Source organism: Pseudomonas piscis (assembly GCF_009380155.1).
Taxonomy (GTDB): Bacteria; Pseudomonadota; Gammaproteobacteria; order Pseudomonadales; family Pseudomonadaceae; genus Aquipseudomonas; species Aquipseudomonas piscis.
In genome coordinates, this window is sequence record NZ_WHUV01000001.1 from 1192783 (window position 1) to 1205352 (window position 12570).

At 65.5% G+C, this 12570-nt stretch carries 13 protein-coding genes; 4 read left to right on the top strand and 9 right to left on the bottom strand.

Annotation, left to right across the window (positions count from 1 at the left end):
* Positions 1-29 precede the first annotated feature (29 nt).
* A complete protein-coding gene (locus tag GDH07_RS05645) occupies positions 30-254 on the bottom strand; it encodes a cysteine-rich CWC family protein (RefSeq protein ID WP_152896889.1) in 225 nt (74 codons plus the stop codon).
* Between the two features lie 266 nt (positions 255-520).
* On the opposite strand from GDH07_RS05645, the gene GDH07_RS05650 reads away from it, so the two are divergent.
* Positions 521-901 (top strand): hypothetical protein, encoded by a 381-nt coding sequence (locus GDH07_RS05650; protein WP_085596054.1) that lies wholly within the window; start codon positions 521-523, stop codon positions 899-901.
* 31 nt (positions 902-932) lie between these two features.
* On the opposite strand, the gene GDH07_RS05655 is transcribed toward GDH07_RS05650, so the two are convergent.
* Positions 933-2045, bottom strand: a complete 1113-nt coding sequence (locus GDH07_RS05655) for an enoyl-CoA hydratase/isomerase family protein (RefSeq protein ID WP_053135331.1) — start codon at positions 2043-2045, stop codon at positions 933-935.
* Positions 2046-2176: 131 nt separating this feature from the next.
* Here GDH07_RS05655 and ung point away from each other — a divergent pair, with 131 nt between their 5' ends.
* A complete protein-coding gene (ung, locus tag GDH07_RS05660; protein ID WP_031321099.1) occupies positions 2177-2869 on the top strand; it encodes a uracil-DNA glycosylase in 693 nt (230 codons plus the stop codon).
* A 43-nt stretch (positions 2870-2912) separates the two neighbouring features.
* On the opposite strand, the gene GDH07_RS05665 is transcribed toward ung, so the two are convergent.
* From GDH07_RS05665 to GDH07_RS05685, 5 genes are all read right to left on the bottom strand, one after another.
* Positions 2913-3941: an AbrB family transcriptional regulator gene (locus GDH07_RS05665; RefSeq protein WP_152896890.1), complete on the bottom strand. Its 1029-nt coding sequence runs from the start codon at positions 3939-3941 to the stop codon at positions 2913-2915.
* Positions 3934-5448 carry a tripartite tricarboxylate transporter permease gene (locus GDH07_RS05670; RefSeq protein ID WP_022642852.1) on the bottom strand — a complete coding sequence of 505 codons (1515 nt, stop codon included), beginning with the start codon at positions 5446-5448 and terminating at the stop codon, positions 3934-3936. Before GDH07_RS05670 ends, GDH07_RS05665 begins: the two co-directional genes overlap by 8 nt.
* Before the next feature lies 1 nt (position 5449).
* Positions 5450-5908: a tripartite tricarboxylate transporter TctB family protein gene (locus tag GDH07_RS05675; RefSeq protein WP_152896891.1), complete on the bottom strand. Its 459-nt coding sequence runs from the start codon at positions 5906-5908 to the stop codon at positions 5450-5452.
* Positions 5909-5966: 58 nt separating this feature from the next.
* Positions 5967-6953, bottom strand: a complete 987-nt coding sequence (locus GDH07_RS05680; protein WP_053135321.1) for a Bug family tripartite tricarboxylate transporter substrate binding protein — start codon at positions 6951-6953, stop codon at positions 5967-5969.
* Positions 6954-7055: 102 nt separating this feature from the next.
* Positions 7056-8342 carry an OprD family porin gene (locus GDH07_RS05685; RefSeq protein ID WP_152896892.1) on the bottom strand — a complete coding sequence of 429 codons (1287 nt, stop codon included), beginning with the start codon at positions 8340-8342 and terminating at the stop codon, positions 7056-7058.
* Positions 8343-8575: 233 nt separating this feature from the next.
* On the opposite strand from GDH07_RS05685, the gene GDH07_RS05690 reads away from it, so the two are divergent.
* Positions 8576-9247: a response regulator gene (locus GDH07_RS05690; RefSeq protein WP_022642855.1), complete on the top strand. Its 672-nt coding sequence runs from the start codon at positions 8576-8578 to the stop codon at positions 9245-9247.
* On the top strand, positions 9240-10637 hold the full coding sequence (locus GDH07_RS05695) for a sensor histidine kinase (protein WP_152896893.1): 1398 nt from the start codon (positions 9240-9242) through the stop codon (positions 10635-10637). Before GDH07_RS05690 ends, GDH07_RS05695 begins: the two co-directional genes overlap by 8 nt.
* A gap of 10 nt (positions 10638-10647) precedes the next feature.
* Here GDH07_RS05695 and GDH07_RS05700 read toward each other — a convergent pair whose 3' ends face one another.
* Together GDH07_RS05700 and ygfZ are read right to left on the bottom strand one after the other, a co-directional pair.
* Positions 10648-11469, bottom strand: a complete 822-nt coding sequence (locus tag GDH07_RS05700; RefSeq protein ID WP_053135312.1) for an HDOD domain-containing protein — start codon at positions 11467-11469, stop codon at positions 10648-10650.
* Positions 11470-11506: 37 nt separating this feature from the next.
* Complete coding sequence (gene ygfZ, locus GDH07_RS05705; protein WP_022642858.1) at positions 11507-12448, bottom strand: CAF17-like 4Fe-4S cluster assembly/insertion protein YgfZ; 942 nt, start codon at positions 12446-12448, stop codon at positions 11507-11509.
* Between the last annotated feature and the right edge of the window lie 122 nt (positions 12449-12570).

Consider the following 12570-nt stretch of genomic DNA (forward strand, 5'->3'; position numbering starts at 1 on the left):
CAGGGCAGCGGGCGGCAGTGGATGCGGGTTCATGGTCGGGGGTTCGCGCCTTCGCCGTGGCTCAGTTGCGCCTCGACCCCGGCGCAGCGCGGACACAGGCAGGACTGGTTGCGCAACTCTGGCGGCAGGGCTTGGATGATGGCCGGGTCGATGCTCACGCCGTAGCACCAGCAGGCCCGGCCGGCACTGCGTGGGTCAGCCAGGGTGCAGTCGTTGCGGGCGCCACAGGCGGGGCAGGACTCGGGTCGGTTCATGGTCGGGGCGAGAGCGGCCTGGTACGGGACGAAGGAGCGTGCAGGGTGTCTGCCGATGGCCGGCGGGTCAAGTCGTTGCTGACGGTTCGCCGGGGTTTTTCATCGGGCTGGGGGGAGGATACCGGTGGTCGCAGACATGTATCAATGTGTTGCATAAAACGCACTGAAAGGCGTTTTCACGGTCAGATATTTCGTCAATTGGCCATTTGCCGATTGCCGCCCGCCAGCGTCGCTGGTGTGGCTTCTTCGCGGTCCAGGAGGCCGCCATGTATCGTCGACTTCTGCTGATTGCCTTGCTGGGTTCCAGCCTCTCTGCCTGCGCGCCTTACTACGCCGGGGACTACTACGATTCGCAGATCTACAGCTCCCCGGCGCCGGCCTATTACTACGGTGGCGGTTCTTCCTATTACTACTCCACCGGGCGTGGTTACCACGCGCCGCGCTACTACCAGCCTGCGCCCCGGTATTACCAGCCGTCCCCGCGTTACTACCAGGCGCCGCGCGCGTTGTACCGGCCATATCCGGACCGGGGCTGGGGCGGGCACGACCGCCGCGGCAACTGGAACAACAATGGCGGCAGCCATGATTGGGGCGGCCATGGCCACCATGACCGTGGCGACCGTGGCCGGGGAGGGCGCGGCCACTGATCCACGGTTGTCGATTCTTTCCTGGGACTAACTAGTAGTCGGTGAGGTCCGCCAGTGGATGGCGGCCTTCCCAGACCTTGTGGAAGTGCGCCTGCACCACGGCCTCCGGCACTCCGTTGATGTCCGCCCAGTGCCAGTGTGGCCGCTGGTCCTTGTCGATCAGGCGCGCGCGTACCCCCTCGGCGAATTCCGGGTGGCGGCAACAGTTCAGGCTCAGGGTGTATTCCATCTGGAACACTTCGGCCAGGGACAGGTAGCGCGCCCGGCGGATCTGTTCCCAGACCAGGTGGGCGGTCAATGGGCAGCCTTCGCCCAGGGTCTTGGCCGCACGGCTGTAGAGGGTGTCCGGATGGTCGCGCAGCTGGCTGATGGCGCGCCAGGCGCAGGCCACGTCGCTGACATCCAGCCATTGGTCGATCTGTGGTCGGCGGGGCAGCCACTGGGCTTCGGGCAACTGCCCCAGGGCTTCTTGCTGCAGGGCGCGGAACAAGCTGTTGAGCTGGCGCGGAGTCTGTTCCTGCCAGTTCAGTTGCAGCAGGCCCTCGATCAGTTCTTCTTGCTGTTCATCCAGCAGGAAACGGTCGGCGAGATCCAGGTCCAGGGCATCGCGGGCGTTGATGTGGGCGCCGGTGAGGCCGAGGAACAAGCCGAGCTTGCCGGGCATGCGCGAAAGGAACCAACTGGCCCCCACGTCGGGATACAGGCCGATGCTGATTTCCGGCATCGCCAGGCGGCTGCTGGGGGTGACGATTCGGATTCCAGCCCCCTGCAACAGGCCCATGCCGCCGCCGAGCACATAACCATGCCCCCAGCAGATCAGCGGCTTGGGGTAGGTGTGCAGGCGATAGTCCAGGCGATATTCGGCGGCGAAGAAATGCCCGGCCAGGGCCGGCACCTCGCCCGGATGCGCCAGGCAGGCCTGGGCCAGGCTGCGAACCTCGCCCCCGGCGCAGAAGGCCTTGGCGCCGTTGCCGCGCAGCAGGACACAGGCCACTTGCGGATCCTTGGCCCAGGCTTCGAGACGCTCGGCCAGTTGCTGGATCATGGGCAGCGAGAGGGCATTGAGGGACTTTTCCGCGTCCAGGGTGGCGATGGCGATACGCGCGCCACCGGTGGCGGTGAGTTCTTCGACGTGCAGGTTCATCGTGACCTCGTTGCTAAACAAGAGCGGTCAGTATGATCGCTGTGGGGGAAAGTGCCGGTTATGTGTCAGATCAATTGACAAGCGAAGTCGGCTTTCCTAGGGTGCGGCCATTGTTTTTCTCGGGCATGGCCATGACTGCTGACGATCGTATCAAACTCGAACCGAGCTGGAAGGCGGCCCTGCGGGCCGAATTCGAACAGCCCTACATGAGCGAACTGCGGGAGTTCCTGCGCCAGGAACACGCTGCCGGCAAGGAGATCTATCCGCCCGGCCCGCTGATCTTCAACGCCTTGAACTCGACCCCGCTGGACAAGGTCAAGGTGGTGATCCTCGGCCAGGATCCCTACCACGGCCCGGGCCAGGCCCATGGCCTGTGCTTCTCGGTGCAACCCGGAGTCCCGGCGCCGCCTTCGCTGGTGAACATCTACAAGGAACTCAAGCGCGACCTGAATATCGATGCGCCCAACCATGGCTACCTGCAGAGCTGGGCCGAACAGGGCGTGCTGCTGCTCAACACCACCATGACCGTGGAGCGGGCCAACGCCGCCTCCCACGCGGGCAAGGGCTGGCAGTTCTTCACCGACCGGATCATCGAGGTGGTCAGCGAGCACCAGCCGCACCTGGTGTTCCTGTTGTGGGGCGCCCACGCCCAAAGCAAGCAGAAGCTGATCGATAGCACCAAGCACCTGGTGCTGACCTCGGTGCATCCATCGCCGCTGTCGGCTTATCGCGGCTTCCTCGGCTGCGGGCACTTCAGCCGTACCAACAAGTTCCTCGAGCAGAGCGGCGAGACCCCGATCGACTGGCGCCTGCCAGCGCTGTAGGCCAGCCCTGTGGTCGCTGCCCAGACTGAGTCTGCGGCAGCGGCTACGGGCCCTTGTTCCAGTGGCGGAACAGGGGCTCGGCGAGAAACAGCACGAACAGCAAGCGCATCACCTGCATCGCCGTCACCAGCGGCACCGAGAGTTGCAGCACCTCTGCCGTCAGGCTCATTTCCGCGATTCCCCCCGGCATCATGCCCAAGGTCAGCGAGCGCAGGTCCAGCTGGGTCAGCAGGCTCAGGCACCAGGCCGCGAGACCGGCGATCAGCATGCTCATGGCCGTACCCAGCAGGGTGCGCCCCATGAACGAAGGCGCCCGGCGAAAGAACTGGCGGTTGAAGTGGCATCCCAGGCCGCTGCCGATCAACCACTGGCCCATCTGGCTGGCGCCATCGGGCAGGCCGGTGTGCAGGTTCCAGGCGATGCTGGCCACAGCGCTGAGCAGCAACGGGCCGAACAGCCACGGGTTGGGTTGGCGCAGCCGCTGCCAGAGCCAGGCCAGCAGCGCGCCGGCGGGGAACAGCAGGGCCAGCCAGCGCCAGTCGACGCTGGCGCTGTGCAGCACCGGCGTCCCCTGGCCCAGGAGGTACTTGAACGCCGCCGGTACGCACAGCACTACCGCCAGCACCCGCAGGCTCTGCCCGGCCGCTACCCGGCTGAGCACCGCGCCGTTGCGCGCGCCGAGATTGACCATCTCCCCGGAGCCGCCGGGCATGCTGGAGAAGAACGCGGTGGCGCGGTCTTCACCGGTACGCCGCAGCAGCCAGACCGCCATCACGCTGGACAGGCTAGTGACCAGGGCACCGCAGAAAATCAGGCCGAAGTGGCTCATCACCTGGTCCATCACCGCCGGGGTGAAGTGCAGGCCGATGCCGATGCCCACTATCCATTGTCCGCACTTGCGTCCGCCGGGGATCTCGGCCAACTGCCAGGGCGTCAGGCAGCGCACCAGGATGATCGCCAGCAACGAGCCGACCATCCAGGGCAGGGGCCAGCCCACCAGGCTGGCGAGATAACCGCCAGCCAGGCCCACCAGTGGCGTGCCCCACCATTGCCGCAAAGCGCCTTCAGACATCGGTCACCACGCGCTGGCGGGCCGAACGCTTGCGCCAGATACGCAGCAGCGGCAGGCACAGCATGCACGCCGTCAGTACCCAGACCCCGACCGTGATCGGGCTCGACCAGAGGATCTCCAGCGCGCCATTGGAGATCGACAGTGCACGGCGCAGGTTCTGCTCCATCAAGCCGCCGAGGATGAAGCCCAGCAGCACCGGCGAGAGCGGGAAGTCGAGCTTGCGCAGGATGTAGCCGAAGATGCCGATGCCCACCATCAGGAACAGGTCGAAGGTGGTGGCGTGCACGGCATAGACGCCGATCGCGGTGATGATCGCGATGGCCGGCACCAGGGCCCAGTTCGGCACCGCGAGGATGCGGGTGAAGATGCGGATCATCGGGATGTTGAGGATCACCAGCATGATGTTGGCGATGAACAACGAGGCGATCAGGCCCCAGACGATGTCCGGCTGTTGCTGGAACAGCAGCGGCCCCGGCGTGATGTTGTACAGCGACAGGGCGCCGATCATCACCGCCGTGGTGCCCGAGCCCGGCACGCCCAGGGTCAGCATCGGCACCAGGGCGCCGCAGGCCGAGGCGCCGATCGCGGTTTCCGGAGCCGCCAGGCCGCGCTTGTCGCCCTGGCCGAAAGTGCCGCTGGCGCCAGCGATGCGTTTCTCGGTCATGTAGGCCACGGCGCTGGCCAGGGTCGCCCCGGCCCCGGGCAGCACGCCCATGATGAAGCCCAGCAGGCCGCAACGGATGTTCACTGCCAATACCGAGGCCGCTTCCTTGAAGTTGAACAGCATGCGCCCGGTGGCCTTGACCGCTTCCTGGCCGCGGTGGGTCTTCTCCAGCAGCAGGAGTATCTCGCTGATGGAGAACAGACCCAGCACCAGCACCACGAACTGGATGCCGTCGGCCAGGTGGATGTTGTCGCCGGTGAAGCGGTACACACCGCTGTTGGCATCGATCCCCACTGCCGACAGGAACAGCCCGATCAGCGCGGCGATGAAGGTCTTCAGCGGCTTGTCGCCGGCCATGCCGCCGAGGGCGACGATGGCGAACACCATCAGCACGAAATACTCCGCCGGGCCGAAGGCGATGGCCCACCGGGCCAGCAGCGGGGCGAACAGCACCATGCCGCAGGTGGCGATGAGGGCACCGATGAACGAGCTCCAGGCCGACAGCGACAAGGCCACGCCGGCCAGGCCCTGGCGAGCCATCGGATAACCGTCGAGGGTGGTCATCACCGTGGAGGCCTCGCCGGGGATGTTCAGCAGGATCGAACTGATTCGCCCGCCGTACTCGCAGCCCAGGTAGACCGCCGCCAGCAGGATCAGCGCCGACTCCGGCGGCAGGCCCAGGGCGAAGGCGATGGGGATCAGCAGCGCCACGCCGTTGATCGGGCCCAGGCCCGGCAGCAGGCCGACCACGGTGCCGATCAGGGTGCCGGTGAGGGCGGTGACCAGGTTGTACGGGCTCAGCGCGACGCCGAAGCCCTGGCCGAGATAGCTCAAGGTATCCATATCAATTCTCCAGAACGTCGAGCAGGCCCAGGGGCAGGGGCACGTCCATGACCCGATCGAACAGCCAGTACAGGCCGATGCTGAGCAGGCTGACGATCACCAGGCTGGGCAACCAGCGGCCGCCATACAGGCGGGCGATGGGGACGCCGACGAGGATCCCGGCGAGGATGAAGCCCAGGGGTTCGAAGGTGCCGGCCAATACCAGCAGCAGGGCCACGCAGAGGGCGATCTTGACCAGGGTTTCACGGTCCAGGGGCGGTTCGTCGTCGCTGTGCTTGATCGGTGTCGGGCGCACCAGCAGGTACAGCAGCGCCAGGCCCATCAGGCCGAGCATGAGTAGCGGAAAGGCCCTTGGGCCCACGGGTTCGTAGGAAAAGGCCGCCTGGTAGGGCCAGGCCATCAGTGCCAGGCCAGCACAGGCCAGCAACAGCACCGAGGCGAATAGACGTTGAACGAGCATGGCTAACTCCCGGGCCCGACCCTCGCAGCGCAAGGGCCGGGCCGTCAGAATGGGGCGGTCACTGGATCAGGCCGAATTCCTTGGCCAGGGCCTTGTAGTCGGCCACCTGTTTCTTCACGTAGGTGTCCAGCTCCGGGCCGGTCATGGCGAAGGGGAACAGCTCGCGCTGGTCACGCAGCTTGGCGAACTCCTCGGAGGCCAGGAGCTTGTCGAAGGCGTTTTTCCACCAGGCGTATTCCTCGTCGCTGACCTTCGGCCCCAGATAGAAGCCGCGCACCACCGGCCAGACGATGTCGTAGCCCTGTTCCTTGGCAGTGGGGATGTTCTTCATTTCCGGCTCGTCCAGGCGCTGCTCGGAAAACACCGCCAGCAAGCGCATGTCGCCGGCGAGGATGTGCGGCATGGAGTCGGAGATGTCGGTACTGCCCACCTGGATGTGCCCGCCCAGCAGGGCTGTGGCGATTTCCCCGCCGCCCTCCAGGGCCACGTAGCGCAGGTCCCGCGGGTTGATCCCGGCGGCCTTGGCGATCAGCGCGGTTTGCATCCAGTCCTGGCTGCCGACGGTGCCGCCGGAGCCGATCACCACCTTGCTCGGATCTTTCTTCAGGGCCGCGACCAGGTCATCGAGAGTCTTGTAGGGCGAATCGTTCTTCACCGCGATGGCGCCATAGCTGGTGCCCACGGCCGCCAGCCAGTGCACGGCGTTTTCATCGAAGCGCCCGAACTTGCCCTGGGCCAGGTTCAGCAGCGAACCGCTGGACCAGGCCACCAGGGTCCCGGCATCGGCCGGGCGCTGGGCCACGACCGCGTTATAGGCCACGGCCCCGACGCCGCCGGGCATGTAGGTGACGCGCATCGGTTTGCTGAGGATCTTCTCGTTGACCAGGGCGCTCTGCACCAGCTTGCAGGTCAGGTCGAAGCCGCCGCCGGGGGAGGCCGGGGCGATGCATTCCGGGCGCTTGGGTTCGGCGGATGCGGCCAGCAGCTGGCCGGTGAACAACAGGCAGCCGGCGGCGAGGGCCAGTTTACGCAATGAAAAGTCCATGAGTGTCTCCACAGGAGTTGTTATCGGTATGCCCGGGTCGTCCTCGATCCTTGGGCGCAGGGGCCGGCCTGCCAGCACCGGCCGTGGGCGCGGCCTGTGGGATCACCACAGGGCCACGCTGTAGCTCACCAGCAGGCGTACTTCGTCCGCGTCGCGAGCCGAATAGTTGGAGCGGTAGGTGGCATTGCGCAGGCGCACCGCGACGTCCTTGAAGGTGCCGCTCTGCACCACGTACTTGATCTCGGTGTTGCGTTCCCATTCCTTGCCGGTGTCGCCGTTCTTCAGGGCGATGTTGTCGCCGCTCAGGTAGCGGGTCATGAAGCTCAGGCCGGGAATCCCCAGCTTGGCGAAGTCGTAGTCGTAGCGGGCTTGCCAGGAACGTTCCTCGGCGCCGGCGAAATCGTTGATCTGCACGAAGTTCACCAGGTAAGGGTCGCTGCCATCCACGTAGGGAAAGGCGCTGGAGCCGGACAGGTGCTGATAGCCGGCGCTGAGTTTATGCCCGTCCAAGGCATAGCTCACCAGGCCGTTGAGGGCGCGGTTGTCGATCTTGCCGCCGCGGGCCTGGCCCTGGTCGTTGCTGATGGCCAGGCGCAGGTCGCTGGCGAAGGTGCCGGGCCCCATGGGGCGCGACGCCACCAAGCCGACAAAGTGCTGGTTGTAGACGTCGTCCAGCTGGGAGAAATGGTAGCTGGCGGTGATCTTGTCGCTGAGCTTGTAGTCCAGGCCGCCGAAGTTGAAGTGTTTGCCGGCCACGTTGCCGGCGAAGCGACCGTTCTTGTTGTTGAGGCGGATGTCCTCGTAGTTGCTGTCGTCGCGGTCCTTGGCCTTGTCCAGGCGGCCGCCGGTGAAGGTCAGGTTCTTGATTTCCCTGGACGTCAGCAGGCCCCCCTGGAAGGTCTGCGGCAAGATCCGCCCATCGTTGGGCTTGAGGATCGGCAGTTCGGGGATCAGGCTGCCGATCTTCAGCTCGGTAGCAGAGAGCCTGACCTTGCCGGTCAGGCCGAGCTTGGAGTACTGGTTGGCCGCGCGCCCATCGTCGTGGGTCGGCAAGAGGCCGGTGCCGGTGCGGTCGGGGCTGGAGTCGAGCTTGACCCCGAGCATGCCCAGGGCATCGACGCCAAATCCCAGGGTGCCTTCGGTGTAGCCCGACTGCAGGTTGAGCATGAAGCCCTGGGCCCACTCGTCGCGCTTGGATTGCTGGGCGCTGGTGCCGTCGCGAAAGTCGCGATTGAAGTACATGTTGCGGGTTTCGAAGGTGGCGCTGCTGTCTTCGAAGAACGCGGCCTGGGTCAGCGGAGCGGCAAGGGCGGCGGCGCTGGCGAGGGCGGTCGGGGTCAGGCGGGAGAAACGCACAGGCGCGCTGGCCTGGGAGTGCGTGGATGGCATCCGGTGGTACTCCGATATTGTTCTTATTCTGATGAAAACGCTTCGAGGCGCTTTGCATGTCGGCGGAACTCGGCAAGGCTGCCGAAACTTTCCGTAACAGGACTCTAAAGGGCCAACCTTTCGCTAACCTTTCAGCCAGCTTTCAAGGTTTTCGGGCTTCACAGCAGCGGTTGCGGCGGTACACTCCGCGCGCAAAAGTACTGTCGATTCCCCCCTGAACGAGGTGCAAAACCATGCGGGTCCTGCTGGTCGAAGACCATCTGCAACTGGCTGAAAGTGTCGCCCAGGCGCTCAAGAGCACGGGCCTGACCGTGGACGTGCTGCACGACGGGGTGGCCGCCGACCTGGCGCTGAGCAGCGAGGAATACGCCATGGCGGTGCTGGATGTCGGCCTGCCGCGCATGGATGGCTTCGAGGTGCTGGCGCGCTTGCGTACCCGTGGCAAGAACCTGCCGGTGCTGATGCTCACCGCTCGCAGCGACGTCAAGGACCGGGTGCACGGGTTGAACCTGGGGGCCGACGATTACCTGGCCAAGCCTTTCGAGCTGACCGAGCTGGAGGCCCGGGTCAAGGCCCTGTTGCGCCGCAGCGTGCTGGGCGGCGAGCGCCAGCAGCGGTGCGGAGTGCTGGCCTACGACCTGGATACCCGGCGCTTCACCCTGGGCCAGGAGCTGCTGACCCTGACCTCGCGCGAGCAGGCGGTGCTCGAGGCCCTGATCGCCAGGCCCGGGCGAGTCATGAGCAAGGAGCAGCTGGCGTCCCAGGTGTTCGGCCTGGATGAGGAGGCCAGCCCGGACGCCATCGAGATCTACATCCACCGTTTGCGCAAGAAACTCGATGGCCACGCGGTGGCTATCGTCACCTTCCGTGGCCTGGGCTATCTGCTGGAAAGTCGCGATGCATAGGCCCAGCAGCCTGCGCTGGCGCCTGTTGTGGAACCTGGCGCTGTTGCTGGTGGTATTGATGCTGGCCAGCGGCCTGAGCGCCTACTGGAACGGTCGCGAGGCCGCCGACACGGCCTACGACCGAACCTTGCTGGCCTCGGCGCGGACCATCGCCGCCGGTTTGTCCCAGCGTGATGGCAGTCTCAGCGCCAACGTGCCCTATGTGGCCCTGGACACCTTCGCCTATGACAGCGCAGGGCGGATCTACTACCAGGTTAACGATATCCACCAGCAGTTGATTTCCGGCTACGAGAACCTGCCGGGACCACCGCCGGGCACCCCGCGCACCGATGACTATCCGGCCCTGGCGCGATTCTACGATGCCACCTACCAAGGGCAGAACGTACGGGTGGTGAGCCTGCTCAAGGCGGTCAGCGAGCCGAACATGAACGGCATGGCGGAAATCCGCGTGGCCGAAACCGATGAAGCCCGGGTGGCCATGGCCCGCAGCCTGATGGCCGATACCCTGTTGCGCCTGGGGATGTTGGCCATCGGTGCCTTGCTCCTGGTGTGGTTTGCGGTGAGTGCCGCGTTGCGGCCGCTGGAGCGCTTGCGCAGTGCGGTGGAGGAGCGCCAGCCGGATGATTTGCGCCCCTTGCCACTGGTGTCGGTGCAGCATGAACTGGGACCGTTGGTACGAGCCTTGAACCATTTCACCGAGCGCCTGCGCGGTCAGTTCGAGCGCCAGGCGCAGTTCATCGCCGATGCGGCCCATGAGCTGCGTACCCCCCTGGCGGCGCTCAAGGCGCGTCTCGAACTGGGGCTGCGCTCCCATGAGCCGCAGACCTGGCGTTCGACCCTGGAGAACGTGGCCCAGGGCACCGATCGCCTGACTCACCTGGCCAACCAGTTGTTGTCCCTGGCCCGGGTGGAAAACGGTGCCCGGGCCATTGCCGAAGGCGGGGCGCAGTTGCTCGACCTCAGCCAACTGGCTCGGGAGCTGGGCATGGCCATGGCGCCCCTGGCCCATGCCCGGGGCGTGTCGCTGGCCCTGGAGGCTGATGAACCGGTATGGCTCAAGGGGGAGCCGACCTTGCTCAATGAGCTTTTGAGCAACCTGGTGGATAACGCCCTGGCCCATACGCCGCCGGGCGGCAACGTGGTGCTGCGGGTCACGGCGCCGGGAGTGCTGGAAGTGGAAGACGACGGTCCGGGGATTCCCCTGGAGGATCGCGACCGGGTCTTCGAGCGCTTCTACCGGCGCAACCAGCAGGTGGCCGGATCAGGCCTGGGCTTGGCCATCGTCGGCGAGATCTGCCGCGCGCATCTGGCGCAGATCAGCCTGCATGACGGCCAGCCGTCGGGCTTGATGGTGCGGGTGAGTTTCAGCGCTGGCCAGGAGCCCCTGTAGGGGGCACCACTCAGTAGAGCATCGAACGCGACTCTTCGAGGTCGCGGCACATGGCCTGGTCTTCCGGGTCGATCTTCAGCTTCTTGAAGGCGGGCACGCTGAAAGCATCGATTCGCGAGAGGGGGTGGTCGGTGTCCTTGTGGCAGTACAGGGTTGCTACCTGGACCAGGTCGACGTAGTCGATCCCGGCGGATTGACGCTTGAAGTCCAGGTACTGCTCGGGGATCTGCACCAACTGCTCGGGGAATTCCCAGACCTGCAGCAACTTGTTCCCCAGCAATGGATGGATCTGTTCGATCACGTGGTTGAGGCTGACCGAATCGGCCAGCAGCTCGTAGTGATCTTCGGCGTAGGTCAGGATCGGCAGCACGCCAATCTGGTGCACCAGGCCGCCGAGCGCCGCCTGGTCCGGCTTGAGCTGGCTGTAGCTGCGGCACAGGGCATAGCTGACCCCGGCCACCTCCAGGCTGCGCCGCCAGACGTCGCGCATCTTGCGTTCCACCACCTCGGAGCGGGCGTTGAAGATCTGCTCCATCACCAGGCCGATGGCCAGGTTGCTGCTGTAGTTGACTCCAAGGCGGGTGATGGCGGTGTGCAGGTCGGTGACTTCCTGGGCCGCCCGCAGCAGAGGGCTGTTGACCACCTTGATCAGTCGCGCCGACAGGGCGGTATCGCGACCTATGACCTTGCTCAGGGTGCTGACACTGATTTCCGGGTCTTCGGCGGCCTGGCGAATCTGCATGGCCACCTCCGGTAGGGTTGGCAGGACCAGGTCATCGTTGTCGATGGCCTCCACCAAATCCTGTTGGACCTTTTCCGCCAGCTCAGTCATCTCGGTTCTCTAGGGTGTTGCAGGAAAGGTCAGGCGATCAGCGCTGGATTTCGCGATCACGGTCCAGCTGGTACGGCAGGTCGAGCAATTGCAGGCCCGGTCCTTCGGGCGTTCCCAGGTGCAGGTTGTCATCTTCCACGGCCTCGGCCTGCACCACCGCCAGTAATTCGATCCGCTCCGGGGCGCGGGCCGCCAGGACCACTTCACCGATGGCGCTGCCGTGGGTCGGGGAAAACAGCGGGGTACCGGGCTCCGGCTGTTCGTCCGCTGCCAGGGCCAGGCGGTACAGGCGGCGCTTGAGCTTGCCCAGGTACTGCATGCGGGCGACGATTTCCTGGCCGGTATAGCAGCCCTTCTTGAAGCTGACGCCGCCCACGGCCTGCAGGTTGAGCATCTGCGGGATAAACAGTTCGCGGGTCTGTGCCATGACCTGGCCCAGGCCGGCGCGGATCTGTCCCAGCAGCCACTGGTTCAACTGGCCTTCGGGTAGTTGCGCAGCCAGTTGCTGGCCCAGGCTGGCGGCGCGTTCGGCCGGGACCCAGAGCTCGGCGCGGTCGGTCGAGACGCGTACGGCGATCAGGCCGTCTGCCCGGGCCACGGCGCCGTCTTCCTGGGGCAGTTCCAGGCCCAACTGGTCGAGGACGGCTTGGGCCGAGGACAGGCCGAAACGTGCCCAGCTGGTGCTTTCATCGCTGAGCTTGGCCTTGGAGAACACCGCGTATTTCTTCAGGTCAGCCAGTTGCGCCTCCACCAGCTCACCGGCCATGGCCAGCAGGCAGCCGTCACCCTCCAGGAGGATACGGAAACTGGATTGCATGCGGCCTTTCTGGGTGCAGCGGGCGCCAAGGCTGGATTGGCTGTCGCTGAGGTAGTTGAGGTTGCAGGTCAATTGGCCCTGCAGGAATTTGCTGGCATCGGGGCCGCGGACGGCGAGTACGCCTTCGTGGGACAGGGGGCAGAAAAAAGCGGAGTCAGCCATGGTTCATCGCAGGGTAAAAAGTATGGGGCACATAATAAGGGGGCGCCTTTGAAATGGATAGTTCACAAAGGATAGGCGGTGGCCGACCAAAGCCGACTGTCATCACCTGTCCCGGGCTGTAT

What these genes read in the sequence shown, in the direction of transcription:
- GDH07_RS05685 (WP_152896892.1), bottom strand. Translation starts at nt 8,342, where the DNA reads ATGCCATCCACGCACTCCCAGGCCAGCGCGCCTGTGCGTTTCTCCCGC.
- ung (WP_031321099.1), top strand. Translation starts at nt 2,177, where the DNA reads ATGACTGCTGACGATCGTATCAAACTCGAACCGAGCTGGAAGGCGGCC.
- GDH07_RS05645 (WP_152896889.1), bottom strand. Translation starts at nt 254, where the DNA reads ATGAACCGACCCGAGTCCTGCCCCGCCTGTGGCGCCCGCAACGACTGC.
- GDH07_RS05665 (WP_152896890.1), bottom strand. Translation starts at nt 3,941, where the DNA reads ATGTCTGAAGGCGCTTTGCGGCAATGGTGGGGCACGCCACTGGTGGGC.
- GDH07_RS05655 (WP_053135331.1), bottom strand. Translation starts at nt 2,045, where the DNA reads ATGAACCTGCACGTCGAAGAACTCACCGCCACCGGTGGCGCGCGTATC.
- GDH07_RS05690 (WP_022642855.1), top strand. Translation starts at nt 8,576, where the DNA reads ATGCGGGTCCTGCTGGTCGAAGACCATCTGCAACTGGCTGAAAGTGTC.
- ygfZ (WP_022642858.1), bottom strand. Translation starts at nt 12,448, where the DNA reads ATGGCTGACTCCGCTTTTTTCTGCCCCCTGTCCCACGAAGGCGTACTC.
- GDH07_RS05680 (WP_053135321.1), bottom strand. Translation starts at nt 6,953, where the DNA reads ATGGACTTTTCATTGCGTAAACTGGCCCTCGCCGCCGGCTGCCTGTTG.
- GDH07_RS05670 (WP_022642852.1), bottom strand. Translation starts at nt 5,448, where the DNA reads ATGGATACCTTGAGCTATCTCGGCCAGGGCTTCGGCGTCGCGCTGAGC.
- GDH07_RS05675 (WP_152896891.1), bottom strand. Translation starts at nt 5,908, where the DNA reads ATGCTCGTTCAACGTCTATTCGCCTCGGTGCTGTTGCTGGCCTGTGCT.
- GDH07_RS05700 (WP_053135312.1), bottom strand. Translation starts at nt 11,469, where the DNA reads ATGACTGAGCTGGCGGAAAAGGTCCAACAGGATTTGGTGGAGGCCATC.
- GDH07_RS05650 (WP_085596054.1), top strand. Translation starts at nt 521, where the DNA reads ATGTATCGTCGACTTCTGCTGATTGCCTTGCTGGGTTCCAGCCTCTCT.
- GDH07_RS05695 (WP_152896893.1), top strand. Translation starts at nt 9,240, where the DNA reads ATGCATAGGCCCAGCAGCCTGCGCTGGCGCCTGTTGTGGAACCTGGCG.